The sequence below is a fragment of the Lentibacter sp. genome (genome assembly GCF_965657785.1).
Taxonomy (GTDB): Bacteria; Pseudomonadota; Alphaproteobacteria; order Rhodobacterales; family Rhodobacteraceae; genus Lentibacter.
In genome coordinates, this window is sequence record NZ_CBFHPP010000001.1 from 85,379 (window position 1) to 111,215 (window position 25,837).

General features: G+C 58.4%; 22 protein-coding genes and 1 tRNA gene. 7 read left to right on the forward strand and 16 right to left on the reverse strand.

The genetic code is table 11. The features are described from left to right. Nucleotides 1–102: 102 nt before the first annotated feature. Together ACTF58_RS00425 and ACTF58_RS00430 are read right to left on the reverse strand one after the other, a co-directional pair. Nucleotides 103–2,895 carry a bifunctional aconitate hydratase 2/2-methylisocitrate dehydratase gene (locus ACTF58_RS00425; RefSeq protein WP_438989985.1) on the reverse strand — a complete coding sequence of 931 codons (2,793 nt, stop codon included), beginning with the start codon at nt 2,893–2,895 and terminating at the stop codon, nt 103–105. Nucleotides 2,896–3,274: 379 nt separating this feature from the next. Further along, nucleotides 3,275–3,351 (reverse strand) — tRNA-Arg (locus tag ACTF58_RS00430). A 68-nt stretch (nt 3,352–3,419) separates the two neighbouring features. On the opposite strand from ACTF58_RS00430, the gene ACTF58_RS00435 reads away from it, so the two are divergent. Further along, entirely contained in the window at nt 3,420–4,937 is a 1,518-nt protein-coding gene (locus tag ACTF58_RS00435) for a fused MFS/spermidine synthase (protein WP_438989986.1), read from the forward strand. Here the strand turns inward: ACTF58_RS00435 and ACTF58_RS00440 are convergent. From ACTF58_RS00440 to ACTF58_RS00490, 11 genes are all read right to left on the reverse strand, one after another. Further along, the gene (locus tag ACTF58_RS00440) at nt 4,934–6,154 is read right to left on the reverse strand and encodes a cysteine desulfurase (protein ID WP_438989987.1); all 1,221 of its coding nucleotides are present in this window, start codon (nt 6,152–6,154) and stop codon (nt 4,934–4,936) included. The genes ACTF58_RS00435 and ACTF58_RS00440 overlap by 4 nt on opposite strands. Further along, nucleotides 6,147–6,770: a YIP1 family protein gene (locus tag ACTF58_RS00445; protein WP_438989988.1), complete on the reverse strand. Its 624-nt coding sequence runs from the start codon at nt 6,768–6,770 to the stop codon at nt 6,147–6,149. The genes ACTF58_RS00440 and ACTF58_RS00445 overlap by 8 nt, the downstream gene beginning before the upstream one ends. Then, entirely contained in the window at nt 6,760–7,257 is a 498-nt protein-coding gene (locus ACTF58_RS00450) for a YIP1 family protein (RefSeq protein ID WP_438989989.1), read from the reverse strand. The genes ACTF58_RS00445 and ACTF58_RS00450 overlap by 11 nt, the downstream gene beginning before the upstream one ends. Before the next feature lie 3 nt (nt 7,258–7,260). Then, the gene (locus tag ACTF58_RS00455; RefSeq protein ID WP_438989990.1) at nt 7,261–8,547 is read right to left on the reverse strand and encodes a SufB/SufD family protein; all 1,287 of its coding nucleotides are present in this window, start codon (nt 8,545–8,547) and stop codon (nt 7,261–7,263) included. After that, complete coding sequence (gene sufC / locus ACTF58_RS00460) at nt 8,547–9,305, reverse strand: Fe-S cluster assembly ATPase SufC (protein WP_438989991.1); 759 nt, start codon at nt 9,303–9,305, stop codon at nt 8,547–8,549. The genes ACTF58_RS00455 and sufC overlap by 1 nt, the downstream gene beginning before the upstream one ends. A 28-nt stretch (nt 9,306–9,333) precedes the next feature. Next, on the reverse strand, nt 9,334–10,125 hold the full coding sequence (locus ACTF58_RS00465; RefSeq protein WP_438989992.1) for a polysaccharide pyruvyl transferase family protein: 792 nt from the start codon (nt 10,123–10,125) through the stop codon (nt 9,334–9,336). Between the two features lie 2 nt (nt 10,126–10,127). Next, on the reverse strand, nt 10,128–10,334 hold the full coding sequence (locus ACTF58_RS00470; protein ID WP_438989993.1) for a hypothetical protein: 207 nt from the start codon (nt 10,332–10,334) through the stop codon (nt 10,128–10,130). Between the two features lie 123 nt (nt 10,335–10,457). Beyond that, a complete protein-coding gene (locus tag ACTF58_RS00475) occupies nt 10,458–11,021 on the reverse strand; it encodes a hypothetical protein (protein WP_438989994.1) in 564 nt (187 codons plus the stop codon). A 108-nt stretch (nt 11,022–11,129) separates the two neighbouring features. Then, nucleotides 11,130–12,644: a Fe-S cluster assembly protein SufB gene (gene sufB / locus ACTF58_RS00480; protein WP_438989995.1), complete on the reverse strand. Its 1,515-nt coding sequence runs from the start codon at nt 12,642–12,644 to the stop codon at nt 11,130–11,132. 30 nt (nt 12,645–12,674) lie between these two features. Continuing rightward, nucleotides 12,675–13,715 carry a cysteine desulfurase family protein gene (locus ACTF58_RS00485; RefSeq protein ID WP_438989996.1) on the reverse strand — a complete coding sequence of 347 codons (1,041 nt, stop codon included), beginning with the start codon at nt 13,713–13,715 and terminating at the stop codon, nt 12,675–12,677. 139 nt (nt 13,716–13,854) lie between these two features. Next, nucleotides 13,855–14,316: an Rrf2 family transcriptional regulator gene (locus tag ACTF58_RS00490; protein WP_438989997.1), complete on the reverse strand. Its 462-nt coding sequence runs from the start codon at nt 14,314–14,316 to the stop codon at nt 13,855–13,857. 170 nt (nt 14,317–14,486) lie between these two features. On the opposite strand from ACTF58_RS00490, the gene ACTF58_RS00495 reads away from it, so the two are divergent. Genes ACTF58_RS00495 through ACTF58_RS00505 form a run of 3 tightly spaced genes read left to right on the forward strand, consistent with a single transcriptional unit; the run spans nt 14,487 to nt 15,960 of the window. Then, on the forward strand, nt 14,487–15,140 hold the full coding sequence (locus tag ACTF58_RS00495) for an alpha/beta hydrolase (RefSeq protein ID WP_438989998.1): 654 nt from the start codon (nt 14,487–14,489) through the stop codon (nt 15,138–15,140). Next, nucleotides 15,140–15,376 (forward strand): hypothetical protein, encoded by a 237-nt coding sequence (locus ACTF58_RS00500; RefSeq protein ID WP_438989999.1) that lies wholly within the window; start codon nt 15,140–15,142, stop codon nt 15,374–15,376. Before ACTF58_RS00495 ends, ACTF58_RS00500 begins: the two co-directional genes overlap by 1 nt. Then, the gene (locus ACTF58_RS00505) at nt 15,373–15,960 is read left to right on the forward strand and encodes an HD domain-containing protein (RefSeq protein WP_438990000.1); all 588 of its coding nucleotides are present in this window, start codon (nt 15,373–15,375) and stop codon (nt 15,958–15,960) included. The genes ACTF58_RS00500 and ACTF58_RS00505 overlap by 4 nt, the downstream gene beginning before the upstream one ends. An 89-nt stretch (nt 15,961–16,049) precedes the next feature. Here ACTF58_RS00505 and ACTF58_RS00510 read toward each other — a convergent pair whose 3' ends face one another. Genes ACTF58_RS00510 through ACTF58_RS00520 form a run of 3 tightly spaced genes read right to left on the reverse strand, consistent with a single transcriptional unit; the run spans nt 16,050 to nt 20,625 of the window. Then, nucleotides 16,050–16,637, reverse strand: a complete 588-nt coding sequence (locus tag ACTF58_RS00510) for a GNAT family N-acetyltransferase (protein ID WP_438990001.1) — start codon at nt 16,635–16,637, stop codon at nt 16,050–16,052. Then, nucleotides 16,630–20,097, reverse strand: coding sequence for a transcription-repair coupling factor (mfd, locus tag ACTF58_RS00515; protein WP_438990002.1), 3,468 nt, complete (start codon nt 20,095–20,097; stop codon nt 16,630–16,632). The genes ACTF58_RS00510 and mfd overlap by 8 nt, the downstream gene beginning before the upstream one ends. Nucleotides 20,098–20,100: 3 nt before the next feature. Beyond that, nucleotides 20,101–20,625: a component of SufBCD complex gene (locus ACTF58_RS00520; protein ID WP_438990003.1), complete on the reverse strand. Its 525-nt coding sequence runs from the start codon at nt 20,623–20,625 to the stop codon at nt 20,101–20,103. A gap of 117 nt (nt 20,626–20,742) precedes the next feature. Here ACTF58_RS00520 and hemB point away from each other — a divergent pair, with 117 nt between their 5' ends. From hemB to gyrA, 3 genes are all read left to right on the forward strand, one after another. Beyond that, nucleotides 20,743–21,741, forward strand: coding sequence for a porphobilinogen synthase (gene hemB / locus ACTF58_RS00525; protein ID WP_438990004.1), 999 nt, complete (start codon nt 20,743–20,745; stop codon nt 21,739–21,741). A gap of 149 nt (nt 21,742–21,890) precedes the next feature. After that, a complete protein-coding gene (locus ACTF58_RS00530; RefSeq protein ID WP_438990005.1) occupies nt 21,891–22,451 on the forward strand; it encodes a YSC84-related protein in 561 nt (186 codons plus the stop codon). Nucleotides 22,452–23,072: 621 nt separating this feature from the next. After that, nucleotides 23,073–25,823 (forward strand): DNA gyrase subunit A, encoded by a 2,751-nt coding sequence (gene gyrA, locus ACTF58_RS00535; protein WP_438990006.1) that lies wholly within the window; start codon nt 23,073–23,075, stop codon nt 25,821–25,823. Nucleotides 25,824–25,837: the final 14 nt, after the last annotated feature.

Below are 25,837 nucleotides of genomic sequence, written 5' to 3' on the forward strand. Positions count from 1 at the left end.
TGTCCGCTTGGCTTAGGCTCTCATATAGCATTCGCGCGCCAAAGCAAAACCCCTCCCCGCCCATTAGGCAGGAAGGGGCTGTTTTCTGACTGAGTTCTGTCTTTAGAAGTGAGCCGAGTTGGCCCCCAGCGGGATCTGCTGGGGCGGGGCAAACTTCGTAAGGTCGATGCCCTCAACAGCGGCTTTGTATTCTTCCACAGTCGGGGTGCGGCCCAAAATAGCCGCCAGCACAACAACAGGCGTCGAGGCCAAAAGGCTCTCGCCCTTCTTCTCGCTGCTGTCTTCCACAACACGGCCTTGGAACAGGCGTGTCGAGGTCGCCAGCACAGTGTCGCCCTTGGCGGCTTTTTCTTGGTTGCCCATGCAAAGGTTGCAGCCCGGGCGCTCAAGATAGAGCACATTCTCATACTCGGTGCGCGCTTTGCTCTTTGGCGCAAAATCATCAAACTCAAAGTCCGAATAGCGCTGCAGGATTTCCCAGTCGCCCTCTTCTTTCAACTCGTCAATGATATTGTAAGTCGGTGCCGCCACAACCAGAGGCGCCTTGAACTCGACCTTCCCAGTGGCCGCCTCCAGATTGCGCAGCATCTGCGCAACAATCTTGATATCGCCCTTATGCACCATGCAAGAACCGACAAACCCGAGATCGACCTTCTTTTCGGCCTTATAGTAAGAGATCGGGCGGATCGTATCATGCGTGTAGCGCTTTGAGACATCAATGTTGTTCACATCAGGGTCCGCAATCATCGGCTCATCAATCACGCTGAGGTCAACAACAACTTCCGCAAAATACTTGGCGTTGTCGTCAGGCGTAAGCGCCGGCACCTTGCCAGATTTGATCTCGGCAATGCGCTTGTCCGCAATGTCGACGAGGTTCTGAAGCATTCCGTTCTCGTGCTCCATCCCCTTCTCGATCATGATTTTGATGCGGCTCTTGGCAATCTCAAGGCTTTCCACCAGCGTCTCGTCATTTGAGATACAGATAGAGGCCTTCGCCTTCATCTCGGCGGTCCAGTCGGTAAAGGTAAAGGCTTGGTCGGCCAGAAGCGTGCCAATGTGAACTTCGATGATACGGCCTTGGAAGACGTTGTCGCCATGCTGCTGAAGCATCTGCGCCTGCGTTGCGTGCACAACGTCGCGGAAGTCCATATGCTCTTGCATCTTGCCCTTGAAGGTCACTTTCACAGACTCAGGGATCGGCATGGTCGCCTCCCCCGTCGCCAGCGCAAGCGCAACAGTGCCCGAATCCGCGCCAAAGGCCACGCCCTTGGACATCCGCGTGTGGCTGTCCCCGCCGATAATGATCGCGCGATCATCCACAGTGATATCGTTCAGCACCTTGTGAATAACGTCTGTCATCGCGTGATACTGGTCTTTCGGGTCGCGCGCCGTAACAAGGCCGAAGTCGTTCATAAACTTCATCAGGCGGGGCGTGTTCGCCTGCGCCTTCAAGTCCCAGACAGAGGCCGTGTGACAGCCCGACTGATAGGCGCCATCCACCGAGGGCGACAAGACTTTCGCCGCCATCGCCTCAAGCTCCTGGCTTGTCATCAGGCCAGTGGTGTCTTGCGAGCCAACGATATTCACTTTTACCCGCACATCGGAGCCGGCGTGAAGCGGTTTGTCTGTCTTCACACCGACAGCGTTGCGGTTGAAGATCTTCTCAACAGCCGTCAGGCCTTGGCCTTCGTTGTGGATCTCTTTTGAGGGCGCATAAACAAGCGGCATCTCGATGCCCAGTGTCTCGGCGGCAAAGGTCTGAAGCTTCTTGCCAAAGACGATCGCATAAGAGCCACCCGCCTTCATAAATTCCATCTTCTGGGGCGTAAACGAGCTTTCCAGCGAAACAAGCTCAGTGTCGCCCGCCTCGTTATAGAGCTTTTTCGCCTTGCTGTTGATCGTCAAGACCGTGCCTGTCGCAACAGAATAGACCTGCTCCAGCACAGGATCGCCCGCATCATTCAAGATGGTCTTGCCCGCAGCATCCGTCTTCTTGACCCAGTTCTTAAGATCAAGTCCGATACCGCCCGTCACGCCGACGGTGGTCAGGAAAATCGGTGAAATACCGTTCGTGCCCGCCACAATCGGCGCATAGTTCACAAAAGGCACATAGGGGCTGGCTGGCTTGCCCGCCCAGAGCGCCACATTGTTCACCCCCGACATCCGCGAAGAGCCAACGCCCATCGTGCCTTTTTCGGCAATGATCATGACCTGCTTGTCAGGATGGGCCGCCTTGAGCGCCCCAATCTCCTCTTGCGCGGCTTTCGAAATAAAGCACTGACCGTGCAGCTCACGGTCGGCGCGCGAGTGCGCCTGATTGCCTGGCGAAAGCAGATCGGTCGAAATATCGCCCTCCCCCGCAATGAAGGTCACAACTTTGATTTCTTCCTGAACGTCTGGCAGCTTGGTGAAGAACTCAGCCTTGGCGTAGCTGTCCAGCAGGTCTTTGGCGACAGGGTTGCCCGCCTTATACGCCGCTTCAATGCGGTCGGTATCGGCTTCATAGAGAAAGACCTGTGTCTTCAAAACATCCGCCGCCTGCGCCGCAAGCGCCGCATCCTCGCCAAGCGCGATATCCAGCAACACCCCGATAGATGGGCCGCCCTTCATGTGCGACAAAAGCTCAAAGGCAAAGGCCGGCGTGATCTCAGCCAAAACAACCTGCCCGAGGATCACCTCTTTGAGAAAAGCCGCCTTCACACCCGCCGCAGGCGTTGTGCCGGGCAATGTGTTGTAAATCAGAAAGTTCAGCGAGCTGTCGCGCTCGGCGTGACCCGCGTCTTTGATCTGCGCAATCAGCTCGCCCACAAGCGCCGCATCATCAATCGGCTTGGGGTGCAGCCCCTCTTCTTTGCGCGCTTCAATCTCGGTCAGGTAGTCGGTATACAAGCTCATCTTAAACCTCGTGGATCTCTATTGGCAGGACAGGGCTGACAGCTCGACATTCGCGTTCTCAAGCCCTCAGTTGCTATTTGTATGCAGCGGTATACCAATGCGATCAAAAAAGCAAGAGCGCGCTGCAGCATTTCGCACGCAATTTACACAGTTTCCAAAGGCTCAACAGCCAAAAATTGCTCATTACCCATCACCCAAAGCGCGGCCTGAGTGCCCACAACCAATACCGCCCCGATCCCCTGCGCCTTTTTCTTTCTAAAAATATCCTGGGGGGAGCGCGAGGGGGGCAAAGCCCCTCTCGCACAAGCGACGACACAGTCGGCGCAAACCCCGTTCGCGCCCACATCCACCCTGCGCCGTTTAGTATCTGATATGAAAATGGCGCACCCGAGAGGATTCGAACCTCTGGCCTCTGCCTTCGGAGGGCAGCGCTCTATCCAGCTGAGCTACGGGTGCATCAAGGGCTCTATAGCTTCCCCCGCCGCGCCCCGCAATCGCGAAAATGACTGGACAAGCGCGCCATCTTGCCAAAACTAGCCGTCATGATCACACGCATCCCGCCGCTCTGGCTCCTCGTTTTTTTGCAAACGGTCGTTTCCGCGGCCTCCCTCGTCGTCGAGATCGTTGCAGGCCGTATGCTTGCGCCCTACGTTGGGATGTCGCTTTACACATGGACAGCCGTGATCGCCGTGGTGCTCGCAGGCTTCTCGGTCGGCCACTGGTGGGGCGGCCTCATGGCCTCCAAGCCCCAAGATACAGCCCTCAGGCAAACCGGCTGGGTGCTGCTCGCCGCCGCCCTCAGCACAGGTCTGGCCGTGGTCGTGCTCCAAAGCATCGCAGGACCCGTTCTCGGCGCTGTCACCCATCCGCTTTGGGCCATCATTGCCCTGTGCACGGGCGCATTTTTTCTGCCCTCGCTCTTTGCGGGCGTGCCCGCCCCCGTGCTCGCCCAGATCGGCGCCAATACTGCGCCCGACTCTGGCCGCGCGCTCGGCGCGCTCTTCGCCGCAGGCGCAATCGGCGCCATCGCAGGCACATTGCTCGCAGGCTTTGTCTTTATCTCCTATCTCGGCTCCGCGCTGACACTGGCGCTCGTCGCGCTCGTCTATGTCGCCATGGCGCTCTTGTCCTTCTGGCTCGCAGGCAGGCTGCCGCGCGCAGCGCTCCTCGCCAGCCTCATATCCCTCGCCTTTGCAGGCTACGCGCTGGCCACACCAAGCCCCTGTGACACCGAAAGCAAGTATTTTTGCATCCGCACGATAGATGTTTCAGACAGACCTGACGCCCCTGTCAATATGATGGTCCTCGATCACCTCGTCCACGGCAGCAGCGCCGCCCATGATCCGACGCTCATGTATACCGATCACGCCGCAATGCTCGACGCGCTCACCCTACTGCGCGCGCCGCAGGCGGGGTTCACCAGTTTCTTCATCGGCGGTGGCAGCTTCTCCATGCCCCGTGCCATCGCCGCACGCGGCAACCACGGCGCAATCACTGTGGCCGAAATCGACCCTGCCGTTACAAGAACCGCTGCCCGTGATTTCTGGTTTGATCCCGCCTCCGCCACCGTCCTTCACAGCGACGCCCGCGTGGCGTTGCGCCAGAACCCGACGCATTATGACATCATCATCGGCGACGCCTTCACAGATATCGCCGTGCCCCAGCACCTGATCACACAGGAGTTCTTTGAACTGGTGCGCAAAAGGCTCACGCCCGAGGGCAGTTACCTGATGAATGTGGTCGACTATGAAGACAACTTGCAGACCCTCGGCGCCATGCTGCGCACGCTTGCAACGGTCTTTCCCGTGGTCGAGGTCTGGGTCGAGCAGCGCCAGCCCGTCGCAGGCGCGCGCATGGTCTTTATCATCGCCGCAGGGACAGAAGCCACACCAGAGAACAGCTTCGTCACCCGCACACCAGACATCAAGCGCTTCGCTGCTCTGTCAGAGAGCATGGTCACGCGCCTCATGGCGCGCGACAGCCTAGTCCTCACAGATGATTTCGCGCCCGTAGATCGCCTGATGGGCCTGCGCGCAGATTAACCCAAAAGATTATGCGCCAGCTCCAGCGCATCGACGAGCACATCGACCTCATGTTTGGTGTTATAAAGCCCAAAGCTCGCACGGCAGGTCGCATTGACGCCCATATGCTGCATCAAGGGCTGCGCACAGTGGTGCCCTGCGCGCACGGCAACGCCCTTCTTGTCAAGGATCGTAGAGATGTCATGCGCGTGCGCCGCGCCCTCCATCGTAAAGCTGAAGATCGCCGCCTTGTCAGGGGTTGTGCCTTGCAAGCCAAGCCAGTTCAGCCCCGTCAGCTTTTCGCGCGCATAGCGCGCAAGCTCGGCCTCATGCGCCGCGACGTTCTCCATACCAAGCGCCATAAGATACTCAAGCGCCGCGCCAAGCCCGATGGTCTGCACAATGCCCGGCGTGCCCGCCTCAAACTTCATCGGCCCTGTGTTGTATGTGATAACGTCCTTACTCACATCGCGGATCATATCGCCACCGCCCATAAAGGGGCGCATCTCCTCCATGCGCTCTGTCTTCACATAAATCGCGCCAGAGCCTGACGGCCCATAGAGCTTGTGGCCCGTGATCGCATAGAAATCACAGCCCATCTCGGCGACATTCACAGGCGCATGAACCGCGCCCTGCGACCCGTCGACCAAAACCGCCACGCCCTTGGCGCGCGCCGCCTCACAAATCCGCGTCACATCGACATGGGTGCCGAGCACGTTCGAGAGCTGCGTAATCGCAACCAGCTTGGTCTTCGGCCCGATCGCCTCAATCACCTTATCCGCGTCCAAAGCGCCCGTCGCGTCCACATCAACCCACTTAAGGCTGACGCCCTGACGCTCGCGCAAAAAGTGCCATGGCACGATATTGGCGTGATGTTCCATGACCGAAAGGACAATTTCGTCGCCCGCCTCCATGCGCGGCGCCGCCCAAGCATAAGACACCATATTGATGCCCTCGGTTGTGCCCGAGTTGAGGATAATCTCGTTCTCAGAGCCTGCGCCCAAGAAGCGCGCAATGATCCCGCGCACGGCTTCATAGCGCTCGGTCGAGATATTGCTGAGGTAATGCAGCCCGCGATGCACATTGGCGTATTCTTCGGCGTAGCCCCGCGTGATCGCATCAAGCACAACCTGCGGCTTCTGCGCCGAGGCCCCGTTGTCCAGATAGACCAAAGGCTTGCCATTCACCTCACGCGACAGGATCGGAAAATCCGCACGGATCGTGTTTACATCATACATTGCTGGCCTCCAGTGGCGGCAGTCCAAAGCCGATAAGGGTCAGGATAATCATCAGGCCCACGGCCATCAGAAAAAGCGAAAGCGCAACAGTGCCAATACCTTTAAACATCGTCTCAAAACGGTGCGCGCCCGTCAGCAGGCCAATCAGCGCAAACAAAAGCCAGACATTGCCCACAAACGACAACATCGCCGCCAATGCCACCGACAGCACACCAATCGCCATAATGACACCGCTCATACCCAGCCCGACAAACTGCCACCACGTGACAACAGCCAGAATGTCCTGAAGCCGCCCCTGCCCGCCCAGAAACTTGCCAGCGAAGAAAAAGGCAAAGACAGACATCACAAGCGACAGCCCCAAGACAATCGCAACCCGCACAGGGCTGCCCAGAAGGCCGAGCATAAACGCCATCTGCGCTTCTTCTTCGGCGCTGATCCCCTCAAGGGGTATCGGCGGCGCGGCGTGAAAACTCACCGAGAAAAACAGCGCATTGAGAACGGCCGCAAGAACAAGCCCAAGCCAGAGCACATCGCGCTTCAGCCCAAGCGCCATAAGCTCTCCCGCAGCCCCCGCAGGCTGGGTCAGCGTGCGCATCACAAGCTCTTTAATCACCATGAGAGGCACTTTCCTTTGCAGCCGCACGGCTGCCGCTGATCCAAAACCACATAAACACTACGAACCAAAGCGCCCCCACGATCATTTGTGGTGTGCCCTCGCCGATAAATCCGCGCACAAGCCCGTGCAAAAGCATCAAGGGCGAGGCCGCCAACAGCGCCCAAAACAGGGCAAGCCTGAGCGCCCAAAGCGCGGCCTTACTGCGCAGCGCGCGAAACCCGCCCCAAACGAGAAAGGCCAGCCCGTACAGCACAAGCGGCATGATAAAAAGCCACGCAAACAGCGCACCGCCCAAAAGCATACCAATGTCCTGCCCCGTCAGATGGGCCTCCCGCGCCGCCCCCGGCCAAGCGCTGACAAACACCACAGCACAGCCCGCCATCAAAATGGCAATGGCGCGGTCCTCGCGCTGCCCCGCCGCCGCAAACCTGCGCAAAACCTGCGCAGGCCCACGGTATGTGGCGATAATGTCCATCACGACTGACATCAATCAGCCACGCGAATGGCGCAAGAGCCAGCCCTCAAGCCGCCCTGTCAACTCGTCCTTGAGGCCGTCGTCTTCGATCTCTTCGACAGCTTCCGCAAGGAAGGCCAGCGTCATGAGGTCGGTCGCCATATTGTGCGGCACACCGCGCGCGCGCAGATAAAAGAGAGCGTCCTCATCAATCGCGCCCGACGTTGAGCCATGCGAACAGGCCACATCATCGGCATAGATCTCAAGCTCTGGCTTGGCCAAGAACTGGCTGTCGCCATCCAGCAAAAGAGATTGTGACTTCTGATAGCCGTCTGTCTTCTGCGCACCAGGCTGCACAAGGATCTTGCCTTGGAACACACCGGTCGCCCCGTTGCGCAGCACCTTTTTGAAAACCTGACGGCTCTCGCAGTTGACGGCGTCATGGGTGATAAAGACGGTATCATCATGCACAAAATCACCATCCCCAAGCGCCGCACCAGCGACATGGGCAATCGCGTCATCGCCTGTAAATTCGATGATACATTCGTTGCGCGTCAGACGGCCATTGACCGTCAGGGTAAAGCTCTTGAAGACGCTTTCGCGGCCCAGCTCGACAAACATATGTGTTACAGCGCGGCGCTCGTGGTCGCGCCCCTGTGCGCGCACATGGTGAAACTCGGCCCCATCCGCCACAAGCACTTCAAGGCATTTGTTAAAGCGCGCCGCCGCCGGACCGTTCTCCAAAAGCGTCAGCGAGGCCCCCGCCTCGACCTTTACAACATGGTGCAGCGTCGCGTCCGATGTTGTGCTCTCATGGCGATAAATCAGGCTCACAGGCTTGCTCGGCGTGCGCACACAGCGGATCAAAACGCCATCACTGGCCAGCGCCGTATTGAGCGCCGCCAAGGGCCGCTCCACAGGGCTTTGCCCCTTGGTCTCAAGCACGCCGTAAAGCTCGCTCGCCCAAGAAATATCGGCCTGATCCGCGAGCCGTGCAATCTCGATCCCCTCAAGGCTGAGGTCATCTGACTGCGCCGCACTAAACACACCGTCCACAAACACGATCTTGAGCCTGTCAAAATCATTGAACACAGGCGCTTCGTCCGTCGCAAACAGCGCCGCCTCGGGCGCATCCGCCTGCGTCAGCGTGTCAGGGCGGGTATACTTCCAGTATTCGTCGCGCCGCGACGGCAAGCCCATCTCGCGCACCCGCGCCAGCGCATCCTTGCGCGCCGCTTTGCTCCAGCCCGCCGCATCAGGCAAAGTCACGCCGTCAAGCCGCGTTGCCGCCGCCTCCTGCTTTGATTTCAAAATCGCATTCATCACGCAGCCACCTCGGCCAGAATGTCCGCATAGCCGTTGTTTTCAACCTCAAGCGCAAGCTCGGGCCCGCCCGTTTTCACGATCCGACCCTCGGCCATAATGTGCACAACATCAGGCTTGATGTGGTCCAGAAGGCGCTGGTAGTGGGTGATCACAAGAAAGCCACGGCCCTCGTTGCGCAGCGCATTGACGCCATCGGCCACAAGCTTCATCGCGTCCACATCAAGGCCTGAGTCTGTCTCATCCAAGATGCACATCCGTGGCTCAAGCATCGCCATTTGCAAAATCTCGTTGCGCTTCTTTTCGCCGCCCGAAAAGCCGACATTGACGGGGCGCTTGAGCATTTCCGCATCAATCTTCAGCTCTTTCGCCTGTGCGCGGATCACTTTGAGAAACTCGGTTGAAGACATTTCCTCTTCGCCGCGTGCCTTGCGCTGCGCGTTCACAGCCGTGCGCAAGAAGGTCATATTGCCCACACCGGGGATCTCGACAGGATATTGAAACGCAAGGAAAAGCCCGAGCGCCGCCCGCTCTTCCGGCTCCAGATCCAAGAGGTCGTCGCCATCCAGCGTGGCGCTCCCACCCGTGACTTCATAGCCCTCTTTGCCAGACAAAACATAAGACAGCGTTGACTTGCCCGAGCCGTTCGGCCCCATGATCGCGTGCACTTTGCCCGCCTCAACAGTCAGGTTCACACCCTTCAGGATCTGCTTGTCTTCTTCTTCCAGTTTGACCCGCAGGTCTTTGATTTCCAACATATTCGCGCCTTTCTCTTATCTTCTGTATTTATGCTCCAGCCTTCAAATCGGCTGGAAAATTCTCAATCAGTCGGTCTTTCGCCTCAGCAATGCCGCTTGCATAGGGCAGATCGCCCATCGCAAGCTGGGGCAGCGCCGCGGCTATCTCGTCGTGCTTCAAAGGCAGCGGCATCACACGCCCCACCCCTGCCGCGTAATCGTAATATTTCAGCCGCGCGTGCTTCATCGGATCAAGCCATGTGTTGGGAACACCATAGCTGTCCGCCACAATCAGCCCGTGCAGGCTTGACGAAATCACGTGCGCACAGGCGCCGATCTCGCGGCAGACCTGCTCAGGCGCGCCCTGCACATCAATATACTGCACAGACGGCTCGGCCTTCAAAAGCGCAGCAATGCGCGGATCGCCCAGCTGGCTGTGGTGCAGCACCAAGCCGATTTTGTCGTGCCGCAGGGGCCGCGCGCCAAGCGCTTCGGCGGTCAAAAGCCCAGGATCGCCATAAGCCTCTGTTTTTACGCCCAAAAGAGAGGCCGTAATCGGCCCGCGCAGCATATGAATATCGACATTGGCGACAAACTCGGGCTTCAGCGGCCCCATCATGCCTGTCCCCCAGATCGCGGGGCGATGAGCGGGGTGCTTTTCGTTGCCCCAGACCCGCTTGGCAAACTGCATAATCGAACCAACCGCAAAAATCTCGGCCTCGCGCGGCTCGCAATGCGCCACAGCCCGCCCGGAGGCATAGGCGGTCACAAGCTGGCTCAGCGCGTCGCCAAAGTTCGGCTTGGCGTTCCACCAGTAAAGAGAGAGAGGCGCATCAGCCATGCTCAATACTCCTCACGGCGCGCATTGATCTTGGGCGCAATCTTGCTGTCATAAGTCTCCATCAGCTTGCCGCTCCAAAGCGTCACAACAGCGGCCACCGCCCCGCCGATCATCCAAGCTGGCAAATCGGCCCAATTGAGCACAAGACCAATGATGGCTCCCGCCGTAACAGGCACAATTAGCTTTTTGTTCTTTTCGATAAATTCCATAGTGTTACCCTACACTTTTCATGCAAAAAAGGGAGCCGGAACCAGACCGGTTCAGACGCCCAAAAGCAGCCCTGCCAGGTAAGGCAAGACTGCTCCTATTGGTAAAAAACAGGTTTGAGAAGCTTAGATACTGCTCTGTAGAACGCCCGCGAAGGTGCGCAGATTGTTTGCCATATTGCCGGTCTGTCCCAGCACCCGCGCGGTATACTCTGGCGAAAACAGGCTTTCCCAAAGGACGGGCATCTGCCCCGCCAGATCGGCTTCTGCGAGTACCATCACAGCAAAGCCCGCCATCAACGCAGACTTGGCTACGCCGCCCCGAAAGCCGATAAACGTCGCCGCTGCGATCAACACCACAACTCCAACCGCCAGCTCGCCCGCGTGGCGCATAATGACCATGGTCATATTGCCCCCCGCCATGAACTGCCCCAAGACATGAAAGCCGGCGAGCCGCCCCGCAAGCATCGCCACCGCGCCCATCGCAAAGGCCAAGGCCCAGTTGGGCAGCGCCAGAATGAGCGTGCCGCTTGGCCGCTTGGACCTCTTGGCCGCGCGTTTGAGCGCGCTCGGGCTGATTTGCGTCTCGCGCAGATCGCCCTCGCCTGCAATCAGCTTGTGATTGCCTGCCTCTTGCGCCGCAAGGCGCTTGATCCGCGCCTCGAAGGCGTCGAGATTTCTGTTGAACATGACCACACCTCACATCTTGGCTTGCCAACAAAGCTAGCAAACCAGTTCGGCACAAATGCGGCAGAACCCTGCCTTCATTCGGGCAATATGTGAGGCGCAGGCGCTGCATCAGCCAACCGAACCTTCAAGGCTGATCGCCACAAGCTGCTGCGCTTCCATGGCAAATTCCATCGGCAGCGCTTGCAGCACTTCCTTGGCAAAGCCATTGACGATCAAGGCAACCGCCTCTTCCTCGCCGATCCCGCGCTGACGGCAGTAAAACATCTGCTCGTCATCCACCTTGGAGGTCGTCGCCTCATGCTCCACGCGGCTCGAGTTGTTCTTCACCTCGATATACGGAACCGTATGTGCCCCGCATTTATCACCAATCAGCAAGCTGTCGCATTGCGTGTAATTGCGCGAGTTCTTGGCTTTCGGGTGCATAGAGACAAGCCCGCGATAGGTATTCTGCGCCACACCCGCGCTGATGCCTTTAGAGACAATCCGCGACTTGGAGTTCTTGCCGAGGTGGATCATCTTCGTGCCCGTGTCGGCCTGCTGGTGGTTGTTGGTAATGGCAATCGAGTAAAACTCGCCCTGACTGTCATCGCCGCGCAAAATACAGCTCGGATACTTCCACGTCACAGCAGAGCCGGTCTCCACTTGCGTCCACATCACTTTGGCACGGTCCCCGCGGCAGTCTGCGCGCTTGGTCACAAAGTTATAGATCCCGCCCTTGCCATTCTCATCCCCGGGATACCAGTTCTGGACCGTGGAATACTTAACTTCCGCATCTTCCTCGATGATAATCTCGACAACCGCCGCATGAAGCTGCGCCACATCGCGCTGCGGCGCGGTGCAGCCCTCAAGATAGCTCACATAAGAGCCCTTATCCGCAATGATCAATGTTCGCTCAAACTGCCCCGTGTTTTCCGCATTGATGCGGAAATACGTCGAAAGCTCCATAGGACAGCGCACACCGGGCGGCACATAAACAAACGAGCCGTCAGAGAAAACAGCCGAGTTCAGCGTCGCGTAATAGTTGTCCGTCACAGGCACAACAGAGCCGAGATACTTCTTCACAAGCTCCGGGTGATCGCGGATCGCCTCCGAAATCGAGCAAAAGATAACCCCCGCGTCCATAAGCTCTTTCTGGAAGGTCGTGCCCACCGAAACAGAGTCAAACACCGCGTCCACAGCCACCTTGCGCGGCGCATCCGTCAGCGCCTCGGCGCCCTCGACACCCGCCAAAATCATCTGCTCTTTCAAGGGAATACCGAGCTTCTCATAGGTCGCCAAAAGCTTGGGGTCGACCTCCTCCAAAGACTTCGGCTTCACTTCCATGCTCTTGGGGCGCGCATAATAATACTGGTCCTGAAAGTCGATCTCGGGATAGTCGACCATGGCCCAATCAGGCTCTTTCTGCTCTTTCCAGCGCGCATAAGCATCCAGCCGCCAATCCGTCATCCATTGTGGCTCTTCGTTCTTCTCAGAAATCAGCCGCACAATATCTTCATTCAGACCAAGCGGCGCATATTCCATCTCGATCTCGGTTTCCCAACCGTATTTGTATTTTTCGCCAAGCGAGCGAACGGCCTCAACCGTTTCTTCCTCAACACCGTCTTTGACAATCACTTCATTCATCGCTTGCTTCCTTTTTCCGTCCTGTTCGTGTCACGCCGCGCGCGCAACCTGCTTTTTTGCTTGCGCCGCCCAGACCTCGGCAAAGCGCAAAATATCGTCCCGTTTCGTCTCAAGCCCAAGGCTCACGCGGATCCCGCAGCCCGCCTCGGCCTCATCATATCCCATCGCCCTGAGCACAGGGCTCGTCTTCACCTTGCCACTGGAGCAAGCAGACCCCGCCGAAATAGCGTAGCCCGCAAGGTCCATCTGCATCACCTGCGTCTCCCCCTTCCAGCCCCTGCTGAGCAAACAAGAGGTGTTGGGCAAACGCGGCGCATCTTTCCCGACTAAAATAGGTGGAATATCGCCCGCCACAAGAGCCGCCTCCATTTCGTTGCGTAACGCTTCTACGGCTGCCCATCGGCCTTGGTTCACATCTCGCGCCGCAGCCTCAGCCGCCGCCGCAAATCCCGCAATCCCGATCAGGTTCTCGGTGCCCGCACGACGGCCCATCTCCTGACCGCCCCCCTTGAGCACAGGCTCAAGATCAATCCCGCGCCGCATCACAAGCGCGCCAACGCCCTTCGGCCCGCCAAGCTTATGCGCCGACACAATCGCCATCAAAGGCCCGGAGCGCAGAAAATCAACAGAGAGCTTGCCAAAGCCCTGCGTGAAATCACTCATCCAAAGCCCCTCAGGCAATTCCTGCACCACGCCCGTCTCAGAATTGGCCAGTTGCAGCGTCGCAAACCCCGCCTCAGCCACGCTCACACGCCCATGAGCATCAGTGTCCAAAGACGGCTCACACCAAGAGGCCACAGCATCATGCTCCACACCGGAGCAAACAAGGCCCCGCCCCGCAAGCGCCATCGCCGCCGCCTCGGTGGCCGAACCGGTAAAGACAATCTCGGCCCCCTCAGCCCCAAGCGCCGTGGCCAGCCGCGCGCGGCACCCTTCCAAAAACGCCTTCGCGCGCCGCCCCTCGGAATGCACAGACGACGGGTTGCCAACAATATCACAGGCCTCAGCCATCGCCGCACGCGCCTCAAGCCGCATGGGCGTGGTCGCATTGTGATCAAGATAGATGCGCATCACAAAGACACCCCCGCCGCGCGCCTGTCTTCTGCGCCCCTGCCTTCCTCTTTCCCCAAATATCCTGGGGGTCTGGGGGCAAAGCCCCCAGCTCGGCGTGGCCGCAGGCCGCGCAATCCCTGAACAGAAAAGACCTCGCTCATTCCTCGTCCACCACAGCAAAGAGCGAGGGCACAGCAGGGCAAGGCGCAAGCTCGTTCTGGATCACATCCGAAAGCCGCGCCGCGTGCAAATAGACATAAACATGAGCCGAAAGACCCTCCCACAAGCGGTTGGTCACAGATTGCGCGCGGCTGCCTGAGGCGGCGCCGCTGGCGCCAGCGCCCTTTTGCAAGGCATCCACAGTCTCGTCTACCGCCGCCAAAACATCCACCACGCGGATGTCCACAGGCCGCTGCGCCAGCTTATAGCCCCCGCCCGGCCCGCGCACCGAAGCCACAAGCTCCGCACGCCGCAGCTTGACAAACAATTGCTCAAGATAAGGCAGGGAAATATCCTGCCGCTTGGAAATATCGCCCAAGCTCACCAAAGCCTCTTCGCCTTGAAGCGCAATATCGGCCAAAGCGACCATAGCATATCTGCCCTTTGTGCTCAGCTTCATGACCGGCTCCTTTTGCGACAAGAAAAACAGGCGCTTGTTGACCTCGCCCTTGTCACAGACTATCTCGCTACCAACCCCAAGCGCAAAACTTGGATTTAGAATAGTTCTAATATGCTCGACGGATTTAGTCAAGAAAGCCCGTGCGCATTTTCAAGGAAGAGACAAACTATATGCCCGAGGTAATCTTTCCAGGCCCAGAAGGCCGTCTTGAAGGCCGCTATCACCCGCAGCCAGAGCGCGACGCACCGATTGCAATCGTGCTTCATCCGCACCCGCAATTTGGCGGCACGATGAACAACAAGGTGGTCTATAATCTACATTATGCGTTTTATAACATGGGCTTCACGGTCCTGCGGTTTAACTTCCGCGGCGTGGGCCGCTCACAGGGCGAATATGACCAAGGCGTGGGCGAGCTGTCTGATGCGGCCTCGGCACTTGATTACTTGCAGTCGATGAACAACAACTCCAAACATTGCTGGGTGGCGGGCTTTTCCTTCGGCGCGTGGATCGGAATGCAGCTTTTGATGCGCCGCCCCGAGATCACAGGGTTTATTTCGGTGTCCCCGCCCGCAAATATGTATGATTTTTCATTCCTTGCGCCCTGCCCCTCGTCGGGCCTTGTGATCAACGGCACAGCCGACCGCGTCGCGCCGCCGGCCGATACGGTGACATTGGTCGACAAGCTCCATGAGCAAAAAGGCATCACCGTGACCCATGAACAAGTCGAAGGGGCGGGCCACTTCTTTGAAAACAACCACATGGACACGATGGTGGACAGCGTGCAGGGCTACGTCAAACGCCGCCTCACCGAGAATTCGCGCTGATGTCGACGATGCAGGAAACCGCCTCGCAACTGGCGGATGACACGATCAAGATCATGGAGCAATCGGGCGATGACCGGTTGCACTTTGAAGTCGCAGACCTCTTGGGAAAGTCCTCGCAGACTCTCGAGGAAGCCTATCTCACCGAGGTGCGCGTGCGCATGGCAGGCAAAGCGGCACGGGCGTTTCTGCACAAAAAGGCAAAAGCCTTGGTGGATGCCAAGACCCCGAAGGCATGACAAGCCGACTGGATGCCCAAATGGCCTTCCTGATGGAGGCCGACAAGCTCAAACAGATCGTTCGCGGCACCACACTGGCCGATGGCTCCCGTTATGAAAACTCTGGCGAACACAGCTGGCACATCGCGCTCTATGCGCTGGTGCTCGGCCCCGACGCCCCCGCCGATGTCAGCGTGGATCGCGTCATCAAGATGTTGCTTTTGCACGATATTGTCGAAATAGACGCAGGCGACGCGCCGATCTTTGGCGACCATGACGCCACCGAGATGGCCGCCAAAGAAGACGCCGCTGCAACGCGGCTCTTTGGCCTCTTGCCTCCCGATCAAGCCCAGAGTTTCCGCGCGCTCTGGGACGAATTCGAAGCCGCTGAAACACCTGACGCACGCTTTGCCAAATCACTTGACCGCTTCCAGCCGCCCAACCAGAACCTCGCTGCGAACGGCGGCTCATGGGTCGATTATGACACACGCTACAGCCAGTTCGAGGCCCGCGTCGGCAGCAAGATCAAACGCGGCGCACCCTGGCTTTGGGACTGGTTGCACCCCAAGGCCAGCGCCTGGTTTGAGGCGCGTGGCAAGCTTTAAGGATCGAATTTTCGCTGCGCGAAAATCCGACCCAGCGAGGGGGCCAGCCCCCTCGTGCTCCCCCGGGATATTTTTGGAAAGAAAAAGACCTAGAGCCGCGGGATCTGCGGGGCGGCGCTTTTGGGCAGATGCCCTGTGAGGCGCGCATCAGGGGCGACTTCAACCGCGCGTTTGTAGGGCACAAAGCCCGAGCGGATATAAAAGGCCAGCGCTTTGGGGTGATCGAGGGTGCAGGTGTGCACAAAAAGCCGCGAGATATCCTCATCCCAGGCCCGTGTCAGCGCCTCGTTCATCAGCCAACGCCCCGCCTGACCGCCGACGTGCTCTGGCGTCAGACCGAAAAACGCCAGCTCACAGCCCGTATCGGCGCGAAAATCAAGTTCCAGCAGCCCCGCCTGTTCTGCGCCGCTCATGGCCACATAAAGATGCACCCTCGGGTCAGATAGAACCGCGAGCAAAGCCGCATCCGTCATCTCAAGGCGGCTTGACCAGAGATAATCGCCCCCGACCTTTTCAAACAGCGCCCGATAGCGCGCCGCGTCGGGCGTTGTGATCCGCGTGAGACGAAGCCCCCCCGCCGCACAGGGCCGCAGCGGCGGGCGCGCGTGCATCTCAAGGTAAGTCACAACCGAGGCCGTATAGCCCTCGGGCAACTCATGATATCCGCTTTCAAGCATTTTTCGCAGCCTTTCTGGCCTTCTTCTCATCAGCCACTTTCTGCGCCAGATCGCGCGCAATCGCGAAAGCGCCTTTGATTTTGTCGCCGTCACTCTTCCAGTCGCGGCGCACAACGATCTTGTTGTCTTTGACCTTGGCCAGCCCCTTCTGGTCGCGGATAAACTCGACAAGCCCCACCGGCGAGGCGAATTTGTCGTTGTGAAACTGCACAGTCGCGCCCTTCGGTCCGCCGTCAAGCTTGGCAATGCCTGCCTTCTTGCACATCGCCTTAATGCGCACGACAAGGAGCAATGTGTTCACTTCGCGCGGCAAGGGCCCGAAGCGGTCAATCAGCTCGGCAGCGAAGCCCTCTAGTTCAACTTTGCCGTCCAACCCACTGAGACGGCGATACAATCCGAGACGCACATCCAGATCAGGCACATAATTTTCAGGGATCAACACAGGGACACCCAGCCCGATCGAGGGCGACCAGTCGCCCGCCTCCACAATGCCCTCGGCCTCGCCCGCGCGGATCTTGGCAATCGCCTCTTCCAACATCGACTGATAAAGCTCATAGCCCACATCGCGCATCTGGCCGGATTGCTCTTCACCAAGCAGGTTGCCCGCGCCGCGAATGTCCAAGTCCTGTGACGCAAGCGTAAAGCCCGCACCCAGCGTATCAAGGCTCCCAAGAACGCGCAGACGCTTCTCGGCGGTGGCGGTCAAAGGCTTCCTTGGCCGCGTTGTCAGATAGGCATAGGCGCGGGTTTTGGAGCGGCCCACCCGCCCTCTGATCTGGTAGAGCTGCGCCAGACCAAACATATCAGCACGGTGAATAACCATCGTATTGGCGGTCGGAATATCAAGCCCACTCTCCACAATCGTCGTCGCCAAAAGCACATCATATTTGCCGTCGTAAAAAGCGTTCATCCGCTCATCAAGCTCGCCCGCCGCCATCTGCCCATGCGCCACAATATAGCTCACTTCCGGCACATGGGTTTTGAGGAAATCCTCAATCTCGGGCAAATCCGTGATGCGTGGCACCACATAAAAACTCTGGCCGCCGCGATAATGCTCGCGCAAGAGCGCCTCGCGGATCGTCACCCCGTCAAATTCGCTCACATAGGTGCGAATGGCGAGACGGTCCACAGGCGGCGTGCCAATGATACTCAGATCGCGCACCCCCGACAAAGACAGCTGAAGCGTGCGCGGAATAGGCGTCGCCGTGAGCGTCAGCACGTGCACATCCGAGCGCAGCTCCTTGAGGCGCTCCTTATGTGCGACGCCAAAATGCTGCTCCTCGTCAATGATCAGCAGGCCCAAATCGCGAAAGCGCGTGTCTTTGGCCAAAAGCGCGTGCGTCCCGATCACAATATCAACCGTGCCGTCTTTCATGCCCGCGCGGGTGAGCTTGGCGTCCTTTGCGCTGACAAACCGGCTCAGCGGGCGCACCTGCAAGGGAAAGCCGCGAAAGCGCTCGGCAAAGCTTTTGTAATGCTGACGCGCCAGCAAAGTCGTCGGCGCAATCACCGCAACTTGCGCGCCCTGCATCGCAGCAATAAAGGCCGCGCGCATCGCCACTTCGGTTTTGCCAAAGCCGACATCGCCACAAATCAGACGGTCCATCGGCTGGCCAGAGCCAAGATCGTTTAGCACATCTTCAATCGCGGCGAGCTGGTCATCGGTTTCCTGATAGGGAAAGCGCGCGGCAAACTCTTCCCAAGCGTGCGCCATCGGCTCCATAATCGGCGCACGGCGCAGCGCACGCTCGGCCGCAACCCGAATGAGCTTATCCGCCATCTCGCGAATGCGCTCTTTAAGGCGGGCCTTTTTCGACTGCCACGCGCCGCCGCCGAGACGGTCCAGCAAGCCTTCTTCATGGCCATAGCGGCTCAAGAGTTCGATATTTTCAACCGGAAGATAAAGCGTTGAGTTTTCGGCATATTCAAGCTTGAGGCACTCATGCGCCGCGCCCAAAGCCGTAACAACTTCAAGGCCGTGATAGCGCCCGACGCCGTGATCGACATGAACAATCAGATCGCCCGCAGAGAGGCTCTGGGCTTCGGTCAGGAAGTTTTCGGCTGTGCGCTTGCGGCGCGGCGCGCGGATAAGCCTGTCGCCCAAAATGTCCTGCTCGGCGATGACAACCAGATCAGGCGTCTCAAAGCCCTGCTCAAGCGGCCAGACGGCCAGATGAAGCCCGCGTTTGCCAATCCGGCGGGCGTCCTTGACAGTGACCGCGCCGATCAGACCTTCATCATCAAGCAGACCTTCGATCCGCTCACGCGCGCCCTCTGAGTAGCTCGCGAGAAGCACAGGTTTTTCGCCCATTTTGGCGAGGATATGGTCTTTCAGAACGCTGAACAGATTGGTGTTTTCCTGCTGACGCTCGGGGGCAAAGTTGCGCCCGATCCGCCCGCCTGCGTCTATCACGCCCGCACCCGTGGGCTGGGGCAATGTCACAAGCTTGAGCGCGCGCAACGGCGCTATGGCTTTGGCCCAAGCCGCCTCATCAAGGTAAAGCTGTTCTGCTGGCACAGGCTTATAGACAGAGTCCATCCGCCCGCGCGCGCCAAGCGCGATCTTGCGGGTTTCGTATTGGTCGACAATGCCCTCCCACCGCGCCTCGCGCTTGGCATCAAGACCCTCATCAAAGGTCAGCCTGGCATTTGGCACATAGTCAAACAGCGTTTCCAGACGCTCATGGAAGAAGGGCAGCCAATGCTCGACCCCTGCGTGTTTGCGCCCCGCCGAGACGGCCTCATAAAGCGGATCATCGGTGCCCGCCGCACCAAATTCGAGGCGGTAGTTCTGGCGAAACCGCGTGATCGAGGCCTCATCAAGCAAGACTTCGGAGACAGGCGCAAGCTCGACGCCACCTAGGGTCTCGGTGGTGCGTTGCGTGGCCGCATCAAAGCGGCGCACCCCGTCAAGCACATCGCCAAAGAAATCAAGCCTGACAGGCCCGCCATCGCCGGGCGGAAAAATATCAATGATCCCGCCGCGAATGGCGTAATCGCCGGGCTCCGTAACGGTGGGGCTTTGCGAGAAGCCCATGCGCACCAAAAAGTTGCGCAAAGCCTCCTCATTGACGCGCTCCCCCACCGTGGCCTTGAACGCCGCCTCGCGCAGCACCTCGCGCGCGGGAATATACTGCATCGCCGCACTCAGCGTGGTCAGCAGGATATAGCGCTGCGGCATCTCATGCACGAGCGCCGCCAGAGTGGCCATCCGCGCCGCCGAAATATCAGGGTTGGGCGACACACGGTCATAGGGCAGACAATCCCACCCTGGAAAGGCAAAGACAGGCAGATCAGGCGCATAAAACTGCAAACTCGCGCGCATCATCGCCAGCCGCTTGTCATCGCGCGCAATATGCAAGGCCGCGCCCGCCTTTTCGGCCTCCGCCACCAGAAGCTGCGCATCAAAGCCCTCAGGCGCACCGCTCACGGTGATATGGTCTGTCCCCAGCTTGGCCATATCCTAGCCCAGCACGCCATAGGTGAGGTTCTGATACATCCCCCAAAGCGCCGTCACAAAGATCGAGATCATCCCGATCACCTGTGTGATGGTGCGCTGACGAAACATCAGCTGTTGTAGCCGCGCCCCCGCCGCATCTTCCTCACGGATCAGCCGCGCCGTCGACAAAGACAAAGCCCCAATCAGCGACATCGGAAACCCGAGCAAAAACAAAGCCTGCGCAAATTCATAGCCATAAAGAAACCCCAACATTCCGAGCATCGTCAGGAAAAAGCAGGCAAACCCCAAAAGCCAAAGCCCCGAGACCGAGCCAATATGCAGCAAACGGTTGGTGTTGATCCGCACGATATCCAATAAGTCGTCCTCATATTGCCCGCTATCGCGCTGCGCCCGCAAAACCATATCCCACGGCACCCCCAAGACCCAATGCGAGGTCGTCGACCACATCACAGCCAAGGCAATCCAGAACCAAAGGTTGCTGAACGAGCGCATATCAATCAGCTCAAAAACCGTAGAATACCAGTCCAAGGCCCGCGCCCCTCACATTGTTTCGCCCCTCATAGCGCGCGTTTCTGGCAATTCCAACCTTGAGGTGGCGCAATTTCCATGACAGTTTCAGCACGCATAGATTTTCGGAGAGACACGATGCGCGCGATCCAGGCCCCCTTCCCCGCAACACGGCTGCGCCGCACCCGTCAAAGCGAAGGCATCCGCGCGCTTGTGGCCGAAAACACCCTCTCCCCAAGCGATCTGATCTGGCCGCTCTTCGTGCGCGATGGCGCAGGCGTAGAAGAGCCTGTGCCCTCCATGCCGGGCGTGATGCGCCGCTCGGTTGATAAAGTGGTCGAGGCCGCCCGCGAGGCCAAGGCCCTCGGCATTCCCGCAATCTGCCTCTTCCCCTATACAGACACCGCCCATCGCACCGCCGATTGCGCCGAGGCGTGGAACCCTGACAATCTCTCCAACCGCGCCACCCGTGCCGTCAAAGCGGCTGTGCCAGAAATCGCGGTGATGACAGATGTCGCGCTTGATCCTTACTCTGACACAGGCCATGACGGCTTTGTCGTCGATGGCAAAATCGTCAATGACGAAACAATAGACGCGCTGATCAAACAGGCCCTCTCCCAAGCCGAGGCTGGCGTCGATATCATCGGCCCCTCTGATATGATGGATGGCCGGATCGGGGCCCTGCGCGCCGCCCTTGAGGGCGCTGGGCACAAAGATGTGCTCCTGCTCTCCTATGCCGCCAAATATGCCTCGGCCTTTTACGGCCCCTTCCGCGACGCGGTCGGCGCGGCCGATGCGCTCAAAGGCGATAAGAAAACCTACCAGATGAACCCCGCCAATTCCGACGAAGCCCTGCGCTGCGTTGAGCGCGACCTTTCTGAGGGCGCCGATATGGTCATGGTCAAACCGGGGATGCCCTACTTGGACATCTGTCGCCGCGTCAAAGAGGCTTTTGGCGCGCCGACCTACGCCTATCAGGTCTCTGGCGAATACGCGATGATAGAGGCCGCGGCGCAAAACGGCTGGATTGATGGCGACAAGGCGATGATGGAAAGCCTAATGTGCTTCAAACGCGCAGGCTGCAACGGCATCCTGACGTATTTTGCCCCCCGCGCCGCACGGCTCTTGGGCTCCTAAACGGCCCCAAACTCGCCTCAAAGGCGATTGATCGGGCAGATTTACGCTCAATTTTTAGAGTTTGGGGTGACAGCACCGCTCAAAAGGCGTATGATTAATACAAGCTGGGCAAAACCAGCACTTTATTCAGGCAATACGGCAGTGAAATCATGACAATACTTTCTCGCAGATCTTTTGCGCTTGGCGCAGTCGTTAGCACAGCTCTTCTGGCGGGCTGCGGCAACGGCGTCGGCTCCAAGGGCAGCGCCTCTATTGATGCGCGCGTTGAGCAGACCCTCAATTTCCTCTACGGCCAATACCCCTCCACACAGGATTTGGCGCAAAAATCAGCAGGTATGCTGGTGATGCCACTGGTCACAGAGGCAGGCTTCGGGATCGGCGGCGGCTACGGGCGCGGCGCCTTGCGGGTCAATGATGTCACGGTCGATTATTACTCCGCCACCAAAGGCAGCGTCGGCCTTCAGATCGGCGCACAGCAATACGCCCATGTTCTCTTTTTCATGACAGATGACGCCTTGATGAATTTCCGCCGCTCCAGCGGCTGGGCCGCAGGGGCAGATGTGGAATATGTCTTCCGAGATCAGGGCGAAAACATTCGCGCCGAAACAACCACAGCGACCTCTCCTGTGCTGGCCGTGATCTTCGGACAAGCGGGCCTGCTCGCAGGCGCGTCTTTGGAAGGTGTGAAATACAGCCGCATCATTCCCTAACCGATCTGGGCCGCGGGTCTTCTCCCACCCGCAAGCGCCCATAAGTCTCCCTCCCCAGACGATCGGGGGGGGCTTTTTCTGGGCAGCATCTCCCTTTTGGCGTGAGACAAAACACATAAGCAACAACAGCTGCGCCAAGACAGCCGCGCGCCGTCAGCCGTCTCCCGCCGCCCTTTCTTTTTGCCAAAAATATCCAAATCAACGGCCCGCACCACGGGCTGCCTTTGCGTTGACGTGCTCCGCCGCATCAAGACCTGTAAACATTCTCCTATAGCTGCGCACGCGGCCTTAGCTAATTTTCTCTTAACACAAGCGGTGTTTGGGGGGTGCACGCCCGGTGCACACAAAGTGCACGCTTATCACCCCCCTAGAATCAGCCGCTCCAAGCGGCGTTAACCAAGCGGTGCGCAGCCTTAACGATTGGCATATTTTAAGCGCTCCGCATCGCGTCGCGCTCAGCAGCTACAATTTCAAACTAAAAGTCATTAAATATCAATGTATTAACCCCATAATCCGCAGTCAGCCCAAATGAGCCAGCCCGCCCCCATTGCACCCTATATCATGGCTCTGATATAAGAATTACAACAAGATATAGATCCACAGGACAGGCGAGAAAATCACGTGAACGACACGCCCGAAACACCTGAAAACAAAGACGAAAACACGCCTGCGCGTTACGTCTATGATGGCCCCAAAATCTCGATCGTCGATGAGATGAAAAGCTCCTATCTCGATTACGCCATGAGCGTGATCGTGAGCCGCGCGATTCCCGACCTCAGAGACGGCCTCAAACCCGTGCACCGCCGCATCCTGTATGCCATGCACGAAACCAACAACGCGCATGACAAGCCCTACCGCAAATCAGCCCGTCCTGTGGGCGATGTGATGGGTAAATATCACCCGCACGGGGACTCCGCGATCTATGACGCGCTGGTGCGTATGGCGCAGGATTTTTCGATGTCGCTGCCGCTTCTGGACGGTCAGGGCAACTTTGGCTCCATGGACGGCGATAACGCCGCCGCGATGCGCTATACGGAAGTGCGCATGGACAAGCCCGCCGCCTTTATTCTGGCGGACATCGACAAAGACACCGTTGATTTTCAAGACAATTATGACGGCAAAGACCGCGAGCCGACGGTTCTTCCCGCACGTTTTCCCAATATGCTGGTCAATGGCGCGGGCGGGATTGCGGTTGGGATGGCGACCAATATTCCGCCGCATAATCTTGGTGAAGTGGTTGATGCCTGCCTTGCCCTGATCGAGCAGCCCGACCTTTCCAGCGAGCAATTGATCGACTATGTGCCCGGCCCCGATTTCCCCACAGGCGGGATCATGCTGGGCCGCACAGGCGCGCGCAAAGCCTATCTTGAGGGCCGTGGCAGCGTCGTCATTCGCGCCAAAACCCGCGTCGAGGAGATCCGCAAAGACCGCTTTGCCATTGTGATCGACGAGATCCCCTATCAGGTTAACAAAGCGACGATGATCGAACGCATCGCCGAAGCCGCCCGCGACAAGAAAATTGAAGGCATCTCCCACGTCCAAGACGAATCCGACCGCAACGGCGTCCGCGTCGTCGTCGAGCTCAAACGGGATGCGACGGCCGAGGTTGTGCTCAACCAGTTGTTCCGGTTTACGCCCATGCAAACCTACTTTGGCTGCAATATGCTGGCGCTCAATGGTGGCCGCCCCGAGCAGCTCACACTGCGCAATTTCTTGACGTATTTCATAGACTTCCGCGAAGATGTTGTTGCACGTCGCACAGCTTACGAGCTTCGTAAAGCGCGGGAACGCAGTCATATCCTCTGTGGCTTGGCCGTTGCCGTTTCCAACGTCGATGAGGTCGTCGCCACGATCCGCGCCTCCGCCGATGCCGCCGAAGCGCGCTTCAAACTGATGGAACGCCGCTGGCCTGCGGGCGATATCGTAGGATATCTTAAACTTATTGATGATCCGCTCCATCCCGTGAATGACGATGGAACCTACAACCTCTCCGAAATCCAAGCCCGCGCCATCCTCGAATTGCGTCTTCAACGCCTCACCCAAATTGGCGTCAAGGAAGTCACCGATGAACTTGAAGAATTGGCAGGTAAGATCAAGGAATATTTGGAAATTCTCGGGTCGCGTGAGCGCATCATGGGGATTATTTCTGACGAGCTGAAAGAGGTTCGCGAGCTTTTCGCCGTGCCCCGTCGGACCGAGATCGTTGATTGGTCAGGCGACATGGACGACGAAGACCTGATCGAACGCGAAGACATGGTCGTCACTGTTACCTCGGGCGGCTATATCAAGCGCACCCCTCTGGCCGATTTCCGCGCTCAAAAGCGTGGCGGCAAGGGCTTGTCGGGTATGCAAACCAAAGAAGAGGATGTCGTCACAAACCTCTTCGTCGCAAACACCCACACGCAGCTCTTGTTCTTCACAACCGATGGTATGGTCTACAAACTCAAGACATGGCGTCTGCCCCAAGGCTCACGCACTTCAAAGGGCAAGGCAATTGTTAATATCCTGCCAATTCCGCCTGGTGTGTCTGTTGCAGCAATCCTCCCGATCGACCGCGACGAAAAGGACTGGGCAGAGCTTCAGATCATGTTTGCGACCTCTGCGGGGGATGTGCGCCAAAACCGTCTTTCAGACTTCACCAACGTCATGCGCAACGGCAAGATCGCGATGAAGCTTCCTGAAGATGGATCAGTGCATATGGTGAATGCGCGGATTTGTTCTGATCAGGACGATGTCATGCTCGTAACGAACGGTGGCCGCGCCATTCGCTTCCCGACAACAGATGTGCGGGTGTTCAATTCCCGCGCCTCTACCGGTGTGCGTGGTGTGCGCCTCCAACCAGGTCAACGCGTTGTTTCTATGTCCATTATTCGCCACTTTGAGGCCAGCTCGGATGAGCGCGCGGCCTATCTCAAAATGCGCCGTGCCATGGCGGGCCTTGCCGATGATGCCGAGGGCATTGATGACGAGGGCGATGCAAATGCCAGCATCTCGCAGGAGCGTTATGTCGAAATGTCAGCACAGGAAAACCTGATCCTGACCCTGACAACAGGCGGCGCAGGCAAGCTCAGCTCAAGCCATGATTATCCCGTTCGCGGGCGTGGTGGCATGGGTGTTACGGCGATGGACAAAGCCATGCGTGGCGGTGAAATCGTCGCCTGCTTCCCCGTTGAGATGGAAGATCAGATCATGCTCGCAACCTCTAAGGGCCAATCCATTCGCGTGCCTGTAGAGGGTATTTCCTTCCGCTCGCGCAGTGCGGGTGGTGTTAAGGTGTTCAATACAGGAAAAGGCGAAGAGGTCGTTTCTGTGGCGTGGATCGCGGACCCCAGCGATGATGATGAAACAGCCGCAGCGGCTGAAGAAGAGTAACGCAAAAAGCGTTT

Coding starts and splice junctions, on each gene's coding strand:
- sufC (WP_438989991.1), bottom strand. CDS start 9,305: ATGTTGGAAATCAAAGACCTGCGGGTCAAACTGGAAGAAGAAGACAAG.
- ACTF58_RS00530 (WP_438990005.1), top strand. CDS start 21,891: ATGACAATACTTTCTCGCAGATCTTTTGCGCTTGGCGCAGTCGTTAGC.
- ACTF58_RS00445 (WP_438989988.1), bottom strand. CDS start 6,770: ATGGTGATTAAAGAGCTTGTGATGCGCACGCTGACCCAGCCTGCGGGG.
- ACTF58_RS00440 (WP_438989987.1), bottom strand. CDS start 6,154: ATGTATGATGTAAACACGATCCGTGCGGATTTTCCGATCCTGTCGCGT.
- ACTF58_RS00510 (WP_438990001.1), bottom strand. CDS start 16,637: ATGCTTGAAAGCGGATATCATGAGTTGCCCGAGGGCTATACGGCCTCG.
- ACTF58_RS00425 (WP_438989985.1), bottom strand. CDS start 2,895: ATGAGCTTGTATACCGACTACCTGACCGAGATTGAAGCGCGCAAAGAA.
- ACTF58_RS00455 (WP_438989990.1), bottom strand. CDS start 8,547: ATGAATGCGATTTTGAAATCAAAGCAGGAGGCGGCGGCAACGCGGCTT.
- ACTF58_RS00485 (WP_438989996.1), bottom strand. CDS start 13,715: ATGCGCATCTATCTTGATCACAATGCGACCACGCCCATGCGGCTTGAG.
- hemB (WP_438990004.1), top strand. CDS start 20,743: ATGCGCGCGATCCAGGCCCCCTTCCCCGCAACACGGCTGCGCCGCACC.
- ACTF58_RS00475 (WP_438989994.1), bottom strand. CDS start 11,021: ATGTTCAACAGAAATCTCGACGCCTTCGAGGCGCGGATCAAGCGCCTT.
- ACTF58_RS00500 (WP_438989999.1), top strand. CDS start 15,140: ATGTCGACGATGCAGGAAACCGCCTCGCAACTGGCGGATGACACGATC.
- ACTF58_RS00490 (WP_438989997.1), bottom strand. CDS start 14,316: ATGAAGCTGAGCACAAAGGGCAGATATGCTATGGTCGCTTTGGCCGAT.
- ACTF58_RS00505 (WP_438990000.1), top strand. CDS start 15,373: ATGACAAGCCGACTGGATGCCCAAATGGCCTTCCTGATGGAGGCCGAC.
- ACTF58_RS00465 (WP_438989992.1), bottom strand. CDS start 10,125: ATGGCTGATGCGCCTCTCTCTCTTTACTGGTGGAACGCCAAGCCGAAC.
- ACTF58_RS00470 (WP_438989993.1), bottom strand. CDS start 10,334: ATGGAATTTATCGAAAAGAACAAAAAGCTAATTGTGCCTGTTACGGCG.
- ACTF58_RS00495 (WP_438989998.1), top strand. CDS start 14,487: ATGCCCGAGGTAATCTTTCCAGGCCCAGAAGGCCGTCTTGAAGGCCGC.
- ACTF58_RS00450 (WP_438989989.1), bottom strand. CDS start 7,257: ATGTCAGTCGTGATGGACATTATCGCCACATACCGTGGGCCTGCGCAG.
- mfd (WP_438990002.1), bottom strand. CDS start 20,097: ATGGCCAAGCTGGGGACAGACCATATCACCGTGAGCGGTGCGCCTGAG.
- sufB (WP_438989995.1), bottom strand. CDS start 12,644: ATGAATGAAGTGATTGTCAAAGACGGTGTTGAGGAAGAAACGGTTGAG.